This window comes from Collimonas sp. OK412 (assembly GCF_900112135.1).
In the GTDB taxonomy this organism is placed as follows: domain Bacteria; phylum Pseudomonadota; class Gammaproteobacteria; order Burkholderiales; family Burkholderiaceae_D; genus Collimonas; species Collimonas rhizosphaerae.
This window is the reverse complement of the sequence record NZ_FOLC01000003.1, coordinates 289,955-306,561: the sequence shown is the minus strand read 5'-3', so window position 1 is coordinate 306,561 and position 16,607 is coordinate 289,955. Positions and strand designations below refer to the sequence as shown.

The 16,607-nt window shown below is 60.2% G+C and carries 17 protein-coding genes; 12 read left to right on the top strand and 5 right to left on the bottom strand.

All coding sequences use genetic code 11. The features are described from left to right. The 4 genes from BM062_RS05425 to BM062_RS05410 form a co-directional block, all read right to left on the bottom strand. Positions 1-1,034: T6SS phospholipase effector Tle1-like catalytic domain-containing protein (locus BM062_RS05425; protein ID WP_139219997.1), on the bottom strand; the 1,034-nt coding region annotated here is incomplete at its 3' end. 2 nt (positions 1,035-1,036) lie between these two features. Beyond that, positions 1,037-1,582 (bottom strand): DUF3304 domain-containing protein, encoded by a 546-nt coding sequence (locus BM062_RS05420; protein ID WP_092394304.1) that lies wholly within the window; start codon positions 1,580-1,582, stop codon positions 1,037-1,039. A gap of 321 nt (positions 1,583-1,903) precedes the next feature. Then, positions 1,904-2,395: a DNA-deoxyinosine glycosylase gene (locus BM062_RS05415; RefSeq protein WP_092394301.1), complete on the bottom strand. Its 492-nt coding sequence runs from the start codon at positions 2,393-2,395 to the stop codon at positions 1,904-1,906. 5 nt (positions 2,396-2,400) lie between these two features. Then, a complete protein-coding gene (locus tag BM062_RS05410) occupies positions 2,401-3,057 on the bottom strand; it encodes a Crp/Fnr family transcriptional regulator (RefSeq protein WP_175500901.1) in 657 nt (218 codons plus the stop codon). Positions 3,058-3,304: 247 nt separating this feature from the next. Here BM062_RS05410 and BM062_RS05405 point away from each other — a divergent pair, with 247 nt between their 5' ends. The 9 genes from BM062_RS05405 (at position 3,305) to BM062_RS05365 (ending at position 13,167) form a co-directional block, all read left to right on the top strand. Further along, entirely contained in the window at positions 3,305-5,266 is a 1,962-nt protein-coding gene (locus BM062_RS05405) for an AMP-dependent synthetase/ligase (protein ID WP_092394295.1), read from the top strand. Positions 5,267-5,271: 5 nt separating this feature from the next. Beyond that, positions 5,272-6,156 (top strand): ABC transporter ATP-binding protein, encoded by an 885-nt coding sequence (locus BM062_RS05400; protein WP_092394292.1) that lies wholly within the window; start codon positions 5,272-5,274, stop codon positions 6,154-6,156. 13 nt (positions 6,157-6,169) lie between these two features. Continuing rightward, entirely contained in the window at positions 6,170-7,084 is a 915-nt protein-coding gene (locus BM062_RS05395; protein WP_092394289.1) for a branched-chain amino acid ABC transporter permease, read from the top strand. Between the two features lie 41 nt (positions 7,085-7,125). Further along, positions 7,126-8,202 (top strand): branched-chain amino acid ABC transporter permease, encoded by a 1,077-nt coding sequence (locus BM062_RS05390; protein ID WP_092394286.1) that lies wholly within the window; start codon positions 7,126-7,128, stop codon positions 8,200-8,202. 58 nt (positions 8,203-8,260) lie between these two features. Further along, on the top strand, positions 8,261-9,583 hold the full coding sequence (locus tag BM062_RS05385) for an ABC transporter substrate-binding protein (protein WP_092394283.1): 1,323 nt from the start codon (positions 8,261-8,263) through the stop codon (positions 9,581-9,583). Positions 9,584-9,643: 60 nt separating this feature from the next. Continuing rightward, entirely contained in the window at positions 9,644-10,447 is an 804-nt protein-coding gene (locus BM062_RS05380; RefSeq protein WP_092394280.1) for an ABC transporter ATP-binding protein, read from the top strand. Positions 10,448-10,491: 44 nt separating this feature from the next. Beyond that, on the top strand, positions 10,492-11,739 hold the full coding sequence (locus tag BM062_RS05375) for a phenylacetate--CoA ligase family protein (RefSeq protein ID WP_092394277.1): 1,248 nt from the start codon (positions 10,492-10,494) through the stop codon (positions 11,737-11,739). A 7-nt stretch (positions 11,740-11,746) separates the two neighbouring features. Further along, on the top strand, positions 11,747-12,496 hold the full coding sequence (locus tag BM062_RS05370; RefSeq protein WP_092394274.1) for an SDR family oxidoreductase: 750 nt from the start codon (positions 11,747-11,749) through the stop codon (positions 12,494-12,496). Between the two features lie 218 nt (positions 12,497-12,714). After that, a complete protein-coding gene (locus BM062_RS05365) occupies positions 12,715-13,167 on the top strand; it encodes an outer membrane lipoprotein (RefSeq protein ID WP_092394271.1) in 453 nt (150 codons plus the stop codon). An 82-nt stretch (positions 13,168-13,249) separates the two neighbouring features. Here BM062_RS05365 and BM062_RS05360 read toward each other — a convergent pair whose 3' ends face one another. Further along, complete coding sequence (locus BM062_RS05360; protein WP_254784933.1) at positions 13,250-13,867, bottom strand: helix-turn-helix domain-containing protein; 618 nt, start codon at positions 13,865-13,867, stop codon at positions 13,250-13,252. Between the two features lie 65 nt (positions 13,868-13,932). Between BM062_RS05360 and kbl the strand changes: the two genes are divergently transcribed. The 3 genes from kbl (at position 13,933) to BM062_RS05345 (ending at position 16,604) form a co-directional block, all read left to right on the top strand. After that, complete coding sequence (kbl, locus tag BM062_RS05355) at positions 13,933-15,156, top strand: glycine C-acetyltransferase (RefSeq protein WP_092394268.1); 1,224 nt, start codon at positions 13,933-13,935, stop codon at positions 15,154-15,156. 11 nt (positions 15,157-15,167) lie between these two features. After that, positions 15,168-16,133, top strand: coding sequence for an NAD-dependent epimerase/dehydratase family protein (locus BM062_RS05350; protein ID WP_092394265.1), 966 nt, complete (start codon positions 15,168-15,170; stop codon positions 16,131-16,133). Between the two features lie 252 nt (positions 16,134-16,385). Beyond that, entirely contained in the window at positions 16,386-16,604 is a 219-nt protein-coding gene (locus BM062_RS05345; protein WP_092394262.1) for a FitA-like ribbon-helix-helix domain-containing protein, read from the top strand. Positions 16,605-16,607: the final 3 nt, after the last annotated feature.

Below are 16,607 nucleotides of genomic sequence, written 5' to 3'. Positions count from 1 at the left end.
ACCGGTACGCCATCAACGATACGCACCGCCTTGCCTTGCGCGCCTGGCGCATAACCGCCGCCGACGTCGGCATGCGCGCCGGGATAGTAGTGTTCGTAACAATTGTCCGGTAAAACATCGCCCTGATATAGGCTTTCGACGGGGAATACGGTGCGGAATTCATGCAGTGCCACATAGTGGACACAGTTCATGACCCACGGATGTATGCGCAGATTTTCCGGCTTGGCCCAATCCCAGTGGCCTTCGCCATCGTTGGCGTTGGTGGCGCCGACCGAGGCGACCGTATCCATCAGGCCCAGCATGCGGACATAGGCGGGGATGCCGAACAATTGGCAGTCAATCAGGAAATATTGGTGCAGCCAGGTGGTGAACACGCGCGCCTGGGCCGCGCCGCGGGAAAAGCCGAACACATCGAGATAAATGCCGGCCAGGCATGGCAGCGTTGTCGATTTCCTGAGGTGCACGCTGAGTTTAAGGGCGCATTGTTTCAAGAAATTTTCTCGCGTTTTTTCGTAACCGACCAAACCGGATTTCAAGCCGAGTTCTTTGAGTATCTTATCTTCTTCGGACGGGATGGGCGCTGGCCATTCACGTGAGTTGTCCTGCTTTACCCAGTGGTCGCTGCATAGAACCCTCATTTGGTCGATATCAAACATGGTTTCACCTCGACTCACAAAACTATGCACAGAATTCAAGACCTGCAGCAATCCCCAGATGATGCGCGGCTCACCGCCCTTGCCGGCGGCAGCCTCTCGTATGTCTTCGCCATCGGTGCCAAGTTCTTCAAATGGTGTCGCGACACCGGGAATGTAGTGCGAAAAAAAGCCTTCCATTGGACTGTTTTGATAAGCGCGAAATAAACGGGCAATATTGCTTTGGGAAAGTGATGGGGTATCGCGTTTCATATTGTTGTCGGTACCATCAAAAAAGATGCCGATGTTTAAATTGAAGTCACAATATTTTCCGCAATCCATCGGCAACGCACGTGGGCAGACTACCTGGGCCGGTTCCAGGCAGGATTTTGCATTCGTCATGCTTACTTCCCCTTGGCCGGTTCAGGTTTTTCGTCGGGGAGAGGAACATAATCCGGAGCAGGAGGGCGTGGATATGGAGGACCTGGATATTCTGGATCCCAAAGTCCAATTCGTGCGCTCCAAACTTCAACACGATGTCCAGGTAAGAAATGAATTTTCAGACCATCGCTCTTCCCTAATGGGACATCAAAGTGCACTGGCACAGTCACCTCATGCCAGCGCTCTTCCGTGACTCCCGTACGATATGTCTTCCATTTCACTGTCACCATGATGGGCGCGTTGGTCGTGCTTGGCAGTGTCACACAACACACTGTCGCACCTCCGCCACCCCAGCCATCATATAAAACTCCGCCCCATTGCCCGTTGATATAGAAGTCTCCAATTCCGATACCCTTGCCATAGTGCGACACTGCCGAAACAGGAGCGGAACTCTTTCCTTCTACGATCAATCGGTTTGATCCCGTACCAGCACAGGCACTTAACAGCAATGCCAGGAGTGCCGACAACAGCCATCGCAATAATGCAAATTTAAAGAAACTGCTCTTCATCTAATTTCCTTTGAAAAAATACCGATATTCAAATTGAAGTCGCAGTGCGTGCCGCAATTGATCGGCAATGCACGTGGACAGACTACCTGTGCCGGTACCAGGCAGACTTTGCATTCGTCATGTTTATTTCCCCTTGGCCGCTTCAAGTTCTTCGTCGGCAAGCGGAGCATGGTGGGGAACGGAGGGGACACGGAGCAGGCAGACCCAGGATAATCAGGATTGCCTATCTTGCATGAAATAATATTGTCAGTCAAATAACAATCAGATGTCGATTGTAGGCAGTCAATCTGCAGAATCAGGTGTGTAGAAGAATGGGTACCGTTAATCCTTGATTTTAAGATTTACCCATTGCGCCAATTTTTTTTCATACGCCATCGTATGCGCCGGACTGCTCGAAGGCAGCAGCACGATCCGGTATTTCTCGGCGCGTTCCTTCAACGTTTTCAATCCCAGGCGCGCCGCCGTTCCGCCGTTGAATCCGATGGTCGTCAGCCTGGGCAGGCTGTCTATCAGGCCGACCAGGTCGTTGTCGGCGTGGTCGACGATGTTGCTGTCGAGACTGCCTTGGCGCTGCGCTTCCGCCACCACGTCCCACAATCCCACGCCATGTCCAAGCAAGGCCTGCAGGCGCTGCGCATAATCCAGCGCGCGCAGGTCTCCGCCGACGACTTCCGAAATCAATCTCCAGAAGGCGTTTTGCGGATGCGCATAATACTGGCTGTGCGCCAGCGAGACGTTGCCCGGCAGGCTGCCCAGTATCAAAAGGCGGACCTGCTCATCCACTACCGGGGGAAAGCTGCGCTTGAGGGTCATCGAGGTCAGGAATGGAACTGGCGCAAGCCGTCCAGGTCGAGGATGGTGATGCTGCCGTAATCGACTTTCAGCAACCCGGCTTTCTCCAGCACCTGCAGCGCCTGGTTGGCGCGCTGGCGCGAGGCGCCGGAAAGATTGCCGACTTCTTCCTGGGAAATCTGCAGCTCGCGGCCTATGCCGGGATTCAGGTAGGGATTGAACAGCGCCGCCAGGCAGCGCGCGACGCGTGCATCGGGTTCCAGCATGCGGTCGTATTCCACCAGCGAGATGAACAGCGCCAGCCGTTCATTCAATTGCGTGACCAGGAAGCGGTTGAACTGGATGCTGTTGTCGAGCAGCCATAGATAGGTGGTTTTCGGCATGTACAGCAGTTCGCTGTCGCGCAGCGCCACCACATCGTATTTGCGCGGCTCGCTCTTGAGCAGGGAGCCTTCGCCCAGCCAGCCGCCGTTCGCCATGCCGGCAAAGGAAACCGTTTTCCCTTCGGGGGAGACGCTGCTCATCTTCAGCAATCCCTCGTGCACGCCGATCCAGTGCGTGACCGGATCGCCTTTGCGGCAGACGAATGCGCCGTCGGCTATCTTGCGGCTGAACATCTCGGCTTCCACCCGCGCCAGTTGCGCCTCGGTAAGCGAACGCGCCCACATGGTCTTGGCCAGCATGTCTTGGATGGAAGTCTCTTTGATCATTATGATGCGTTGCAATATCGAAAATTTGGCAATTGTCTGCGAGATGACAACCCCATCTCCCGACTCCCACTACTATCATCGCATAAAAGCAGCACGTGACCGGCGGTTACTGTCCGCTAGAGTAAGCGCGACGTAAGCATGCCGGCCCAGACTGACTTGATACGGACAGGCACATGGCTTCGATCTCGTTGCCGTGGGACCAGATAAAAAAGGTGGGACGATGGTGGAGACAACACGACGTCCAGGAGTGCAGACATTTCCGGATCTGCTCCTGAAACATGCACAGGAACGCCCGCAACAGCCGGCGTTCCGGGAAAAAGACCTCGGCATCTGGCAGGCGACCGGCTGGGCCGAAGTGGCCGCCGAAGTGCGGGCTTTTGCCTGCGGCCTGGCGGCGCTCGGTTTCCGGCGCGGCATGAGCCTGGCGATTGTCGGCAATAACTGCCCGCGGCTGTATTGGGCGATGTCGGCCGCGCAGTGCCTGGGCGGGATGCCGGTGCCGCTGTACCAGGATGCGCCCGCGGCCGACATGGCTTACGTGCTGGACGATGCCGAAATCGATTTTGTGGTGGTGGAAGACCAGGAGCAGGTCGACAAGGTGTTCGAGATCAAGCAGACGCTGCTGCGCATCAGCCGCATCATCGTCGACGATGAACGCGGCCTGCGCAATTACCACCAGCCTGAATTGTCTTCCTTTGCCAAAGTGGCGGAGATCGGGCGCGCCTACGACTTGGCGCATCCCGGCTTCTTCATGAACGAAGTCGATGCCGGGCGCGCCGACGACATCGCCATCATCCTGTATACCTCCGGCACCACCGGCAAACCGAAAGGCGTCTGCCATTCGCATGCGGCGATGATCACCACCGCGCGGACGCTGGTCGAGTTCGACCAGCTGGACCAGGACGACGACCTGCTGTGCTACCTGCCGCTGGCCTGGGTCGGCGATTTCCTGTATTCGTTTGCGCAGGCGCATGTCGCCGGCTTCTGCCTGAACTGCCCGGAATCGCCGAATACCGTGATGACCGACCTGCGCGAGATCGGCCCGACCTATTATTTTGCGCCGCCGCGCATCTACGAAAATATCCTGACGCAGGTAATGATCAGGATCGAAGACGCCGGCTGGATCAAGCGCAAGCTGTTCCATGGGTTCATGGGGATCGCACGGCGCGTCGGCATACGCATACTCGACAAGAAGCCGGATGTGTCGCTGGCCGACCGCCTGCTGTACGGGCTCGGCAACCTGCTGATCTACGGTCCGCTGAAGAATGTGCTGGGCATGTCGCGGATTCGCGTCGCCTATACCGGCGGCGAAGCGATCGGACCCGACCTGTTCGATTTTTATCGTTCGCTGGGGATCAACCTGAAGCAGCTGTATGGGATGACGGAAACCTGCGTCACCGTGTGCATGCAGCCTTCCGGCGACGTCAAGCTGGACACGGTAGGACGGCCGATGAAAGGCGTGGAAGTGCATATCGACAGCAAGGGCGAAGTGCTGGTGCGCTCGCCCGGCTTGATGAAATCCTATTTCAAGCGGCCCGAGGCCACGGCCGCAGCGATCGATGCCGACGGTTATTTCCATACGGGCGACGCCGGTTTTTTCGACGGCGACGGCCACCTGAAAATCATCGACCGCGCCAAGGATGTGGGCAAGATGGCCGGCGGCACCTTGTTTGCGCCGAAGTATATAGAAAACAAGCTGAAATTCTTCCCCTTCATCAAGGAAGCGGTGGTGTTCGGCAACCGGCGCCAGCAATGCACGGCCTTCATCAACATCGACATGGATGCGGTCGGCAACTGGGCCGAGCGCCGCAACCTGGCTTACAGCAGCTATGCCGACCTGGCCGCGCAGCAGGCAGTGTATGCGCTGATCGCCGGCTGCGTTGAAAAGGTCAATGCCGACCTGGCGCAGGATCCTTTGCTGGCGGCCTCGCAGATCCACCGTTTCCTGATCCTGCACAAGGAACTGGATGCCGATGACGACGAGCTGACGCGCACCCGCAAGGTGCGGCGCGACTTCATTGCCGGCAAGTATGCCGTGCTGATCGACGCCTTGTACGGCGGCAAGCAGTCGCAATTCATAGAAACCCTGGTCAAGTTCGAGGACGGCCGGCAAGGCATGATCGCTGCCGACTTGCGGATCGCCGACGCCAAGATTTTCGCCACCATCGATAAAGCAGCCTGAACCCTATGAGCGCGATCATGAAAAGACATGCCACGGCAGAAATCCTGCCGGCAGAACCGGCGCCGCCGGCTCCGGCCCTGCACAAGCCGGAACAGCAGGTCATGGGGCGGGAGCGCAACATCGGCGAAGTGGTGCTGGACCTGCAGAACATTTCGTTGTCCTTCGGCGGCGTCAAGGCGCTCACCGATATTTCCTTCAATGTGAAAGAACATGAGATCCGCGCCATCATCGGCCCCAACGGCGCTGGAAAAAGTTCGATGATCAATGTCATCAACGGTGTCTATCATCCGCAAAAAGGCAGCATCGTATTCCACGGCGTGCCGCGGCACAGCATGCATCCCAGCAAAGTGGCGCGGCAGGGGATTGCGCGCACCTTCCAGAACATCGCCCTGTTCAAGGGCATGACGGTGCTCGACAACATCATGACCGGCCGCAATACCAAGATGCACTCCGGCCTGCTGGCGAACGCTATCTGGTGGGGGCGGGCGCGCAATGAGGAAATGCAGCACCGGCGCAAGGTCGAGGAGGTGATCGATTTCCTGGAGATCCAGCATATCCGCAAGACACCGGTCGGGCGCCTGCCTTACGGCTTGCAAAAACGCGTCGAGCTGGCGCGCGCCCTGGCGGCAGAACCCAGCATGCTGCTGCTGGACGAGCCGATGGCCGGCATGAACGTGGAAGAAAAGCAGGACATGTGCCGCTTCATCCTGGATGTCAACGACCAGTTCGGCAGCACCATCGTGCTGATCGAGCACGACATGGGCGTGGTGATGGATATCTCGGACCGCGTGGTGGTGCTTGATTACGGCAAGAAAATCGGCGACGGCACGCCGGAGGAAGTCATGAACAATCCCGAAGTCATCAAAGCCTACCTCGGCAGCTCGCACTGAACGGAGACGACAAATGCAATTTTTCTTTGAAGTGACGCTGAGCGGCTTGCTCTCCGGCCTGATGTATTCGCTCGTGGCGCTGGGATTCGTGCTGATCTACAAGGCCTCCGGCGTATTCAATTTCGCCCAGGGCGCCATGGTCTATTTCGCGGCGCTGGCGGTGGTGGGTCTGATGGACAAGGGTTGGCCGATGTGGGCGGCGATCATCGGCGCCTTTGCGGTAATGGTGGTCGTGGCGGTAGCGACCGAGCGCCTGGTGCTGCGCAAGCTGGTCAACCAGCCGCCGATCACCCTGTTCATGGCCACCATCGGCCTGGCCTTTTTCCTGGAAGGGCTGGGGCCGATGCTGTTCGGCAGCGAAGTGCGGGCGATCAACCTTGGCATCGTCGACGAGCCTATCGCTTCGGTCATGGACAGTTTCGGCATCGGCATCTCCAAATTCGACCTGTTTGCTTCCGGCATGGTGATCGGGCTGGTGCTATTGCTGGCGCTGTTTTTCCAGAAAACCAAGGTCGGCCGCGCCTTAAGGGCGGTGGCTGACGATCACCAGGCGGCGCTGTCGCTGGGCATCCCGCTGCGCCATATCTGGGTGATTGTCTGGGGCGTGGCCGGTTTCGTTGCGCTGGTTGCCGGTTTGCTGTGGGGCTCGCGCAACGGCGTCCAGTTCGCGTTGACGATGACTGCCTTGAAGGCCTTGCCGGTATTGATACTCGGCGGCTTTACCTCGATCCCGGGAGCGATTGCCGGCGGCCTGATCATCGGCGTTTCCGAAAAGCTGGCCGAGATCTATATCCCGCCGGTCATGCAAGACCTGTTCGGCGGCAATTTCGGCGGCATAGAAGGATGGTTCCCCTATGTGTTTGCATTGCTGTTCCTGCTGGTGCGGCCGGAGGGGCTGTTCGGCGAGCGGCATATCGATCGTGTGTGACGGCCTGCCAACCTGCAAGATGATTCGAACGGAGAAATGCCATGTTTTATCGTGAGGCCGGACAGTTTAAAACCTCGTACATCGCGGATAGCCAGATATTCCCGATCCGCCAGGACCGCATCGGCATGGCCGTGCTGCTGGCGGTCGCCTTTGTCGGCATTCCCCTGGTCGGCAGCGAATACTGGTTTTCGGCGATCCTGATCCCGTTCCTGGTGTTTGCGCTGGCGGCGCTGGGCCTGAACATACTCACCGGCTATGCCGGCCAGCTATCGCTCGGCTCGGCCGCGTTCATGGCGGTGGGCGCCTATGCCGCCTACAACTTCCAGCTGAGGATAGAGGGCATTCCTATCCTGCTGTCCTTCATCCTGGCCGGCTGCTGCGCGGCGGCGGTCGGCGTCCTGTTCGGCCTGCCTTCGCTGCGGATCAAAGGGTTTTACCTGGCGGTGGCGACGCTGGCTGCGCAATTTTTCGTGATCTGGGTGCTGACCAAGTTCCCCTGGTTTTCCAACGACAGTTCTTCCGGCGTCATCAGCGCGCAAAAAATCGACCTGTTCGGCATCGCCATCAACAGCCCGGTCAGGAAATACCTGTTCGTGCTGGCGATTGTCTGCGTGATGGCGCTGCTGGCGAAAAACCTGGTGCGCTCCTCCACCGGCCGCGCATGGATGGCGGTGCGCGACATGGACGTGGCGGCGGAAGTGATCGGCATCCGCCTGATGCAGACCAAGCTGCTGGCGTTTGCCGTCAGCTCGTTTTTCTGCGGCGTGGCCGGCGCCCTGTACGCTTTCTGTTACCTCGGTTCGGTGGAGCCGGACGGCTTTTCGCTGGATTTGTCGTTCCGCATCCTGTTCATGATCATCGTCGGCGGCATCGGCAGCATCCTCGGCGCTTTCCTCGGTTCCGCCTTCATCCTGCTGCTGCCGATTTTCCTGGATAACGTCTTGCCGCCGCTGGCGGCCTGGCTGCACCTGCCGTTCACCAACGCCACGGTGTCGCATATCCAGATGATGCTGTTCGGCGCCCTGATCATTTTCTTCCTGATTGTAGAACCGCACGGGCTGGCGCGCCTGTGGCAGATCACCAAGGAAAAGCTGCGCTTGTGGCCGTTCCCGCATTGACCGATGCGGCAGTTTTTTTGCAGTCCCGATAACTAGCACGACAAAAGGAGACAAGATAATGAAAAACCTCAAACGGATCATGCTCGCCGTCGCGGCCGCAGCCAGCCTGCTGGCGCCGGCCTTGCCGGCAATGGCGCAGGCGAGCGACCAGTTCATTGCGATTCCCAGCTATCGGGTCGGTCCTTACGGCACCAACGGCCAGTCGTATTACGGCGGCTATATCGACTACCTGAGCTACGTCAACCTGAAAGAGGGCGGCATCAACGGCGTCAAGCTGTCCTGGGAAGAGTGCGAAACCGAGTACAACAACGCCAAGGGCGTCGAGTGCTACGAACGGCTCAAGGGCAAGAACCCGGTCACCAAGGGCACCGCCATCAACGCCATGGCGACCGGCATCGCCTATGCGCTGATCGACAAGACGGCGGAAGACAAGGTGCCGCTGCTGATGGTCGGCTACGGCCGTACCGATGCGGTCGATGGCTCGGTATTCCCGTACGCCTTTCCGCTGGTGACGACCTACCAGATGCAGGTGTCGGCAATCGTCAAATACCTGGCGAGCAAGAACAATGGTTCGCTGGCCGGCAAGAAGATCGTGTTCCTGTACCACGACTCGGCCTACGGCAAGGAGCCGATCGTGGCGCTGGAAGCCGAGGCGACGCTGGGCAAGTTCAAGCTGGTGCAGATTCCGGTGGCCCATCCGGGCAACGAACAGGGCGCGCAATGGCTGAAGATCCGCCAGGAGAATCCCGACTACGTGATCTTCTGGGGCTGGGGCGTGATGAACCAGACTGCCTTGAAGGCGGCGCAGAAAGTCGGGTTCGCCCGCGACAAGATCATCGGTTCCTGGTGGGCCGGATCTGAGGAAGACACGGTGCCGGCCGGCGATGCCGCCAAGGGCTACCTGAGCGCGACCTGGAATGTGTCCGGCAAGGGCGTGCCGCTGATCGCCGATATCGAAAAGGTGGTGTACGGCGCCGGCAAGGGCAACATGCAGGACAAGGCCAAGATCGGTTCGATCCTGTACAACCGCGGCGTATCGGCGGCACTGGCGACGGTGGAAGCGATACGCACCGCGCAGGCCAAGTACGGCAAGGGCAAGGTGATGAGCGGCGAGGACGTGCGCTGGGGGCTGGAGAACCTCAACATCACCAACGCGCGGCTGCAGCAGCTGGGCGCGTCCGGCCTGCTGCCTGAAATCAAGACGTCCTGCGATAACCATGAGGGATCGGGCAAGATCAAGATCCAGCAATGGGATGGCGCCAAGTGGGTGCTGGTGTCGGACTGGATCGAAGGCAACAAGAACCTGATCCATCCGCTGTTCAAGGCTTCCGCCGCCAAGTATGCCAAAGAAAAAGGCATCACGCCCGCCTGCATGAAGTAGTCCCGGCGCCGGCGCCCGTCCGGGCTGCCGGCGCTTTTTTACCGCATAGCCGAGGAAAGCATGGGTACTGCACTCAACATCAATAATATCGAAGTGATCTACGACCATGTCATCCTGGTGCTGAAAGGGGTGTCGCTGGCGGTGCCGGAAGGGAAGATCGTCGCTTTGCTGGGCGCCAACGGCGCCGGCAAAAGCACGACGCTGAAAGCGATCTCCAACCTGCTGTCGGCGGAGCGCGGCGATGTCACCAAGGGCAGCATCGAATACCGGGGCGAGCGGGTCGACCGCCTGACGCCGAACGACCTGGTCAGGCGCGGCGTGATCCAGGTGATGGAAGGACGCCATTGTTTCGGCCACCTGACGGTGGAAGAAAATCTCCTGACCGGCGCCTATACGCGCCAGGCCAGCAATGTCCAGGTCAAGCGCGACCTGGAAAAGATCTACGATTATTTCCCACGCCTGAAAGAAAGGCGTAAATCGCAGTCGGGCTACACCTCCGGCGGCGAGCAGCAGATGACGGCGATCGGCCGGGCGATGATGGCCAAGCCGTCGATGATCCTGCTGGACGAGCCGTCGATGGGGCTGGCGCCGCAAGTGGTCGAAGAGATTTTCGAGATCGTCAAGGATTTGAACCGGCGCGAAAACGTGTCTTTCCTGCTGGCTGAGCAAAACACCATGGTGGCGCTGCGCTACGCCGATTTCGGCTACATCCTGGAAAACGGCCGGGTAGTGATGGAAGGCGCTGCCAGCGAACTGGCCAGCAACGAAGACGTGAAGGAGTTCTACCTGGGCGTCTCCGGCGCGGGACGCAAGAATTTCCGCGACATGAAATTCTACCGGCGCCGCAAGCGCTGGCTGGCTTGACATTACCTCTACGCTGCTCCTCCGTCCACGCATACAGGCCTGCCATGTCTGACACTCTCGACTTCCTTGAACAACGCCATCCGCTGCAGCGCGAGGCGGACCTGATGAGCGCCTTGCCGCAATTGATCGCACGGGCGCAAGGCGCGCAGGGCTGGGCGCGCATCCTGCACGGCGTCGCCGCCGGCGAGATCCGCGACCGCGCCGCGCTGGCGCAATTGCCGCTCACGCGCAAATCGGACCTGCATGGACTGCAGGCGCGGCAACCGCCGCTCGGCGCCCTGAACACCACGCCGCACCGCCAGCTGCGCCGCCTGTACGTGTCGCCCGGGCCGATCTTCGATCCCGAGGGATACGGCCAGGACTGGTGGCGTTTTGCGCGGCCGATGCGCGCCCTCGGGCTGCGCGCCGGCGACCTGATACAGAATTGTTTCGCCTACCATTTCACGCCAGCCGCCTTCATGGTCGAAGGAGCGGCCAGCAAGCTGGGCTGCGCGGTGATCCCGGCCGGCATAGGCCAGACCGAACTGCAGGTGCAAGCGATGTCGGCCCTGCGGCCGGATGCCTACGTCGGTACGCCGTCCTTCCTCAAGATCATCATCGAAAAGGCGCGCGAGATGGGCGCCGACATCGGCACCGTGCAACGGGCGCTGCTCAGCGCCGAAGCCTTGCCGCCGTCGCTGCGCCAGTGGTTCCACGACAACGGCGTGCCGCATGTGCTGCAATTGTATGCATCGGCCGACGTTGGTAATATCGCCTACGAGTCGCTCAGCGACGGCCGCCTCAATCCGGGTATGATCCTGGATGAGGATTTGATCCTGGAAATCGTGCGGCCCGGCAGCGGCGACCCGGTTGCCGCCGGCGAGGTGGGCGAGGTAGTGCTGACGTCCTTCAATCCAGACTATCCTCTGATACGTTTCGCCACCGGAGACTTGTCTGCGGTGCTGGAGGGCGTCTCGCCATGCGGCCGCACCAATACCCGCATCAAGGGCTGGATGGGGCGCGCCGACCAGGTAACCAAGGTGCGCGGCATGTTCGTCCACCCGTCGCAGCTGGCTGAAGTGCTGAAGCGTCATCCGCAGGTCCTGAAAGCGCGGCTGGTGGTCAGCGGCGCCATGGCGAGCGATGTGATGACGCTGCATTGCGAAACGCAAGGCGCGCCGGCGTCCGTCGCCGAGCAGGTTGCGGACAGCCTGCGCGATGTGACCAAACTGCGCGGCGAGGTTTTGCTTGTCGCACCGGGCAGCTTGCCGAATGACGGTAAAGTCATCGAGGATGCCCGCAAATACGAATGAGGGCAGCATGTCGAAACAAGTGATCGTGATTACCGGCGCCAGCCGCGGCATCGGCGCCGCCACCGCGCGCCTGGCGGCCGCCCGCGGCTACGCCGTATGTGTCAATTATGTACATAACCGCAGCGCCGCCGAACAGGTGGTCGACGCTATCCGCCAGGCCGGCGGCGAAGCCTTGGCGGTCGCCGGGGATGTCGCGGTGGAGGCCGACGTACTGAACCTGTTCCAGACCGTGGATGCGCAACTCGGCAGGCTGGCCGCCCTGGTCAACAACGCCGGCATCCTGGAGCGGCAGATGCGGGTAGAAGAGATGGACGTAGCCCGTCTGCAGCGCGTGTTCGCCACCAACATCGTCGGCAGTTTCCTGTGCGCCCGCGAAGCCGTGCGGCGCATGTCGACCCGCTTCGGCGGCGAGGGCGGCGCCATCGTCAACCTGTCGTCGATGGCGGCCAAGCTCGGCGGTCCGGGCGAATATGTCGATTACGCCGCCTCCAAGGGAGCGATCGACGCCATGACGGTCGGCCTGGCGAAGGAAGTCGCCGACCAGGGCATCCGCGTCAATGCGGTCCGGCCCGGCGTCATCTATACCGATATCCATGCCAGCGGCGGCGAACCGGGGCGGGTCGACCGGGTCAAGGATACGGTGCCGATGCGGCGCGGCGGCAGCGCCGAGGAAGTGGCGCGCGCGATCATGTGGCTGGTGTCCGACGAGGCGTCTTATTCGACCGGCGCATTCATCGATGTCGCCGGCGGCCGCTGATGCCGGCGCGCGGGTGAAAAGCGATGCGTTTCTTGCAAAATGCCAGTTGCCTGTAAAAAATTGATAAAATGAGCAGAGTTGGCCAAAACCTGATCCACTGATTCACTGTCCAATGCTGCAAGCAACGGCGCCGTGCCCGGGCAACCCTTCTGTCGGTGCGCTTCGCGGGTTATGCGGCAATTTTTGTGTAAGAGCAATTTATGATGGAGTTATCAAGAATGAAGAACCTGATCGTAGTCGCAGCCATGGTGGCCTTGAGCGGTTGCGCCGTGACGCCGAATTCGGCAAACGTATATACCAGCCGCCAGGCCCAGGGTGAGCAATCGGTGCGCATGGCGGTGGTTGATTCGGTGCGTCCGGTCACTATCGACAAGAACACCGGCGGCGGCGCCGGCACCTTGGCTGGCGGCGCGCTTGGCGCGGTAGGCGCCGGTTCGCTGATCGGCAAAGGCAACGGCTCGATTGCAGCCGGCGTGGTCGGCGCGGTGCTCGGCGGGATTGCCGGCAACCAGGTCGAAAACAACCTGAACCAGCGTCCAGGCCTGGAAATCACCGTACGCCTGAGCAACGGCGAATTGCGCGCCATTACCCAGGATGCCGACGAGCGTTTCAATGTCGGCGACCGCGTGCGCCTGCTGTCGTCGGGCGGCGTTACCCGGGTAACCCACTAAGCGCCGGAGCAAGCGGCGGTAAAGTCAAAAAGGCTGGAAGACATGATTGTCTTCCAGCCTTTTTTATTGACGGCGACGTTTGTTACTGGCCGTTATGGATCACCACCAGCAGCGCGGTAGCGGCATTCTTGCCGACATTCTTGATGTAGTGGGGACGGTCTGCCGCATAGCGCGCCGTTTCCCCTACCTTGATCTTGGTGATGTTGCTGCCGCTCTGGACCTCCAGCATGCCGGACAAGACCGTCAGGTGTTCGCGCGAAGCCGGTTCGTGCGCCTCCGAGTCGAGGCAGCCGCCGGGTTCCACCGACAGTTCATACCATTCAAACTGGCCGGCCAGTTCGATCGGCCCCAGGATGCGCAGCACGCAATGGCCGTCGCGCGAGCGCAGCGATGGCGTGGCGTGGCTGGGCAAGGTTTCGATCGAAGCAGGCACAGGCTGGTTGCCGTCGACCAGCAGCGAGATCGGCACACCGAGGGCGTTGGCCAGCCGCCACACCACGGCCACCGTGGGATTCGCCTGGTTGCGCTCGATTTGCGATAGCATGGACTTGGAGACGCCGGCGCGCTTCGACAAGGCATCCAGCGAAAGCCCGTCGGCCTGGCGCAGCTTGACCAATGTATCGCCGACCTTGGGCGGTGTATCCTCCAAATTTTTCCCCGGATTGCTGCTCATCTGGTTGACAACCTCGTTTTTGTGCATTATCGTGGAATTCTTGTTCGATATATCGAATTTAAGCAATATATTATATAAGATCGAGGCAGACAATGACACAAGACATCAGCACCCAAGCCGGCGCGACTGGCTTCTATGGCCACCTGCGCGACGAGCTGGCCGGGATCGAAGCCGCCGGCCTGTTGAAACGCGAGCGCCTGATCCTCGGCCCGCAAGGCGGCAAGATCAATACCGCAAGCGGTGAATTGATCAATCTGTGCGCCAACAATTACCTCGGATTGTCGTCCCATCCGGCCTTGATCAAGGCTGCGCACGCCGCCCTGGACAGCCATGGTTTCGGCCTCAGTTCGGTGCGTTTCATCTGCGGCACGCAAGATATCCATCGCGAACTGGAGCAGCGCCTGGCGGCGTTCCTGGGCACCGAGGACTGTATCCTGTACGCCGCCGCGTTCGACGCCAACGGCGGCCTGTTCGAGCCCTTGCTGGGCGAGCAGGACGCCATCATCAGCGATGCCCTCAACCACGCCTCGATCATCGACGGTGTCCGTCTGTGCAAGGCGAAGCGCTACCGCTACGCCCACAACGACATGGAAGACCTGGAGCGTTGCCTGAAGCAGGCCAAGGCCGACAACGCCCGTTTCTCCATGGTGTTTACCGACGGCGTATTTTCCATGGATGGCACCGTGGCGCAGCTCGATGTGATCCGCCAGCTGTGCGACCAATACGGCGCCTTGCTCGGCGTCGACGATTGCCACGCTACCGGCTTCATGGGCGCGCGCGGACGCGGCACGCATGAAGCGCGCGGCATCTTCGGCAAGGTCGACGTGATTACCGGCACCCTCGGCAAAGCCCTCGGCGGCGCCAGCGGCGGTTTCACCGCCGGGCGGCGCGAGGTGATCGACCTGCTGCGGCAACGTTCCAGGCCTTACCTGTTTTCGAACACGCTGATGCCGGCGATCGTCGGCGCTTCGATCGAGGCGCTCAACCTGCTGGAGGCCTCCACCGAACTGCGCGACCGGCTTGAACGCAACACCGTCTATTTCCGCAAAGCCATCACCGACGCCGGTTTCGAGATCAAGCCGGGGACCCATCCGATCGTGCCGCTGATGGTGTACGACGCCGTGGTGGCGCAGAACCTGTCGCGCCGCCTGTACGAGCTGGGCGTCTACGCCGTCGGTTTCTTCTATCCGGTGGTGCCGCAGGGACAGGCGCGGATCCGGGTGCAGATGTCGGCGGTCCATGACGAAGCGACATTGCAGCGCGCCGTGGGCATTTTCCGGCAAGCCGGCGAAGAGCTGGGCTTGGTAAAAAACTGAAGAGACGAACGATGAAAAAAATACTGGTAATCGGCGCCAACGGCCAGATCGGCACCGAACTGACGACGGCGCTGGTCAAGCTGCATGGCGCAAAACAGGTGGTCGCGAGCGATATACAAGCCCTGGGCCGGCACCAGGAACTGGCCTACGAAAAACTGGACGTGACCGACGCCCAGCGCCTGGCCGAAGTGGTGCAGCAGCACGGCATCGGTGAAATCTACCACCTGGCGGCCGCCTTGTCGGCCAAAGGCGAGGAGCATCCCGAGTGGGCCTGGAACCTGAACATGACCGGCCTGCTGAACGTGCTGGAAGTGGCGCGCCAGGCCAAGCTGTCGAAAGTGTTCTGGCCCAGTTCGATCGCCGCTTTCGGCCCTTCGACGCCGCGCGACAATGCACCGCAGGTCGGCGCCATGGATCCCAAGACCGTCTACGGCATCTCCAAGCTGGCGGGCGAGCACTGGTGCAGCTGGTATGCTGAAAAATACGGCATGGATATCCGCAGCCTGCGTTATCCGGGTTTGATCAGCTATTCCGCCGAACCGGGCGGCGGCACCACCGACTACGCGATCCAGGCCCTGTTTGCAGCTGCCGCGGGCCAGGACTACACCAGTTTCCTGGATATCGACAGCACGCTGCCGATGATGTACATGCCGGACGCCGTGCGCGCTACCATCGAACTGATGAGCGCGCCGAAGGAGCGGCTGAAGGTGGCCGGTTCCTACAACCTGGCGGCGTGGAGTTTTTCGCCGCACGAACTGGTGGACATCATCAGGCAGCACTATCCGTCGTTCAGCATCGCCTATAAGCCGGATTTCCGCCAGGCGATCGCCGATGCATGGCCGCGCTCGATCGACGATTCCAGTGCGCGTGAAGATTGGGCGTGGCGTCCTGCATACAGCCTGAGCGAGATGGTTGACGACATGTTGAAGCACTTGGCCGGACGCAAGCCTGCGAGGCCGGAAAAGCAGGTTGCCTGAATGACGATCGCGGTGGTTTTCCGACGGACATGACCGACAAGCAAGACTGCGCAAGTCGGCGAAAGGGCTGGGGACAATTTGTCTTCCAGCCCTTTTTTATAAGAATTCAATTAATTTCCCCCGTTGTTCACGCAGACGGTGCCTGAAAAAGATATTCTTTGTAAAAAATCAATCATTAGCCGTATCGGATGCTTGCATTGATAGCAGAATTAGCTAGAATGATAGCGTTGCAATCGATTATGAGGTCCGGCAATGGCTACAAACCTGGTGGTTAGAAACGTGGAAGAAGAACTCACCCTGGCACTCAAGCGGCAAGCTGCTTCACATGGCCGCAGCGCCGAAGCGGAACATAGGGAAATCCTGCGCGCAGCGCTGCAGCGGCCTCAACGGCGTTCCTTGGCGGACTTCTTGTCGAGCATGCCGAATGTCGGGGAAGACAACGACTTCGATGCGCGCAAAATTCAAGAATAAATT

What these genes read in the sequence shown, in the direction of transcription:
- BM062_RS05385 (WP_092394283.1), top strand. Translation starts at nt 8,261, where the DNA reads ATGAAAAACCTCAAACGGATCATGCTCGCCGTCGCGGCCGCAGCCAGC.
- BM062_RS05390 (WP_092394286.1), top strand. Translation starts at nt 7,126, where the DNA reads ATGTTTTATCGTGAGGCCGGACAGTTTAAAACCTCGTACATCGCGGAT.
- BM062_RS05345 (WP_092394262.1), top strand. Translation starts at nt 16,386, where the DNA reads ATGGCTACAAACCTGGTGGTTAGAAACGTGGAAGAAGAACTCACCCTG.
- BM062_RS05370 (WP_092394274.1), top strand. Translation starts at nt 11,747, where the DNA reads ATGTCGAAACAAGTGATCGTGATTACCGGCGCCAGCCGCGGCATCGGC.
- kbl (WP_092394268.1), top strand. Translation starts at nt 13,933, where the DNA reads ATGACACAAGACATCAGCACCCAAGCCGGCGCGACTGGCTTCTATGGC.
- BM062_RS05350 (WP_092394265.1), top strand. Translation starts at nt 15,168, where the DNA reads ATGAAAAAAATACTGGTAATCGGCGCCAACGGCCAGATCGGCACCGAA.
- BM062_RS05410 (WP_175500901.1), bottom strand. Translation starts at nt 3,057, where the DNA reads ATGCTGGCCAAGACCATGTGGGCGCGTTCGCTTACCGAGGCGCAACTG.
- BM062_RS05420 (WP_092394304.1), bottom strand. Translation starts at nt 1,582, where the DNA reads ATGAAGAGCAGTTTCTTTAAATTTGCATTATTGCGATGGCTGTTGTCG.
- BM062_RS05395 (WP_092394289.1), top strand. Translation starts at nt 6,170, where the DNA reads ATGCAATTTTTCTTTGAAGTGACGCTGAGCGGCTTGCTCTCCGGCCTG.
- BM062_RS05400 (WP_092394292.1), top strand. Translation starts at nt 5,272, where the DNA reads ATGAGCGCGATCATGAAAAGACATGCCACGGCAGAAATCCTGCCGGCA.
- BM062_RS05360 (WP_254784933.1), bottom strand. Translation starts at nt 13,867, where the DNA reads ATGCACAAAAACGAGGTTGTCAACCAGATGAGCAGCAATCCGGGGAAA.
- BM062_RS05365 (WP_092394271.1), top strand. Translation starts at nt 12,715, where the DNA reads ATGAAGAACCTGATCGTAGTCGCAGCCATGGTGGCCTTGAGCGGTTGC.
- BM062_RS05405 (WP_092394295.1), top strand. Translation starts at nt 3,305, where the DNA reads ATGGTGGAGACAACACGACGTCCAGGAGTGCAGACATTTCCGGATCTG.
- BM062_RS05415 (WP_092394301.1), bottom strand. Translation starts at nt 2,395, where the DNA reads ATGACCCTCAAGCGCAGCTTTCCCCCGGTAGTGGATGAGCAGGTCCGC.
- BM062_RS05375 (WP_092394277.1), top strand. Translation starts at nt 10,492, where the DNA reads ATGTCTGACACTCTCGACTTCCTTGAACAACGCCATCCGCTGCAGCGC.
- BM062_RS05380 (WP_092394280.1), top strand. Translation starts at nt 9,644, where the DNA reads ATGGGTACTGCACTCAACATCAATAATATCGAAGTGATCTACGACCAT.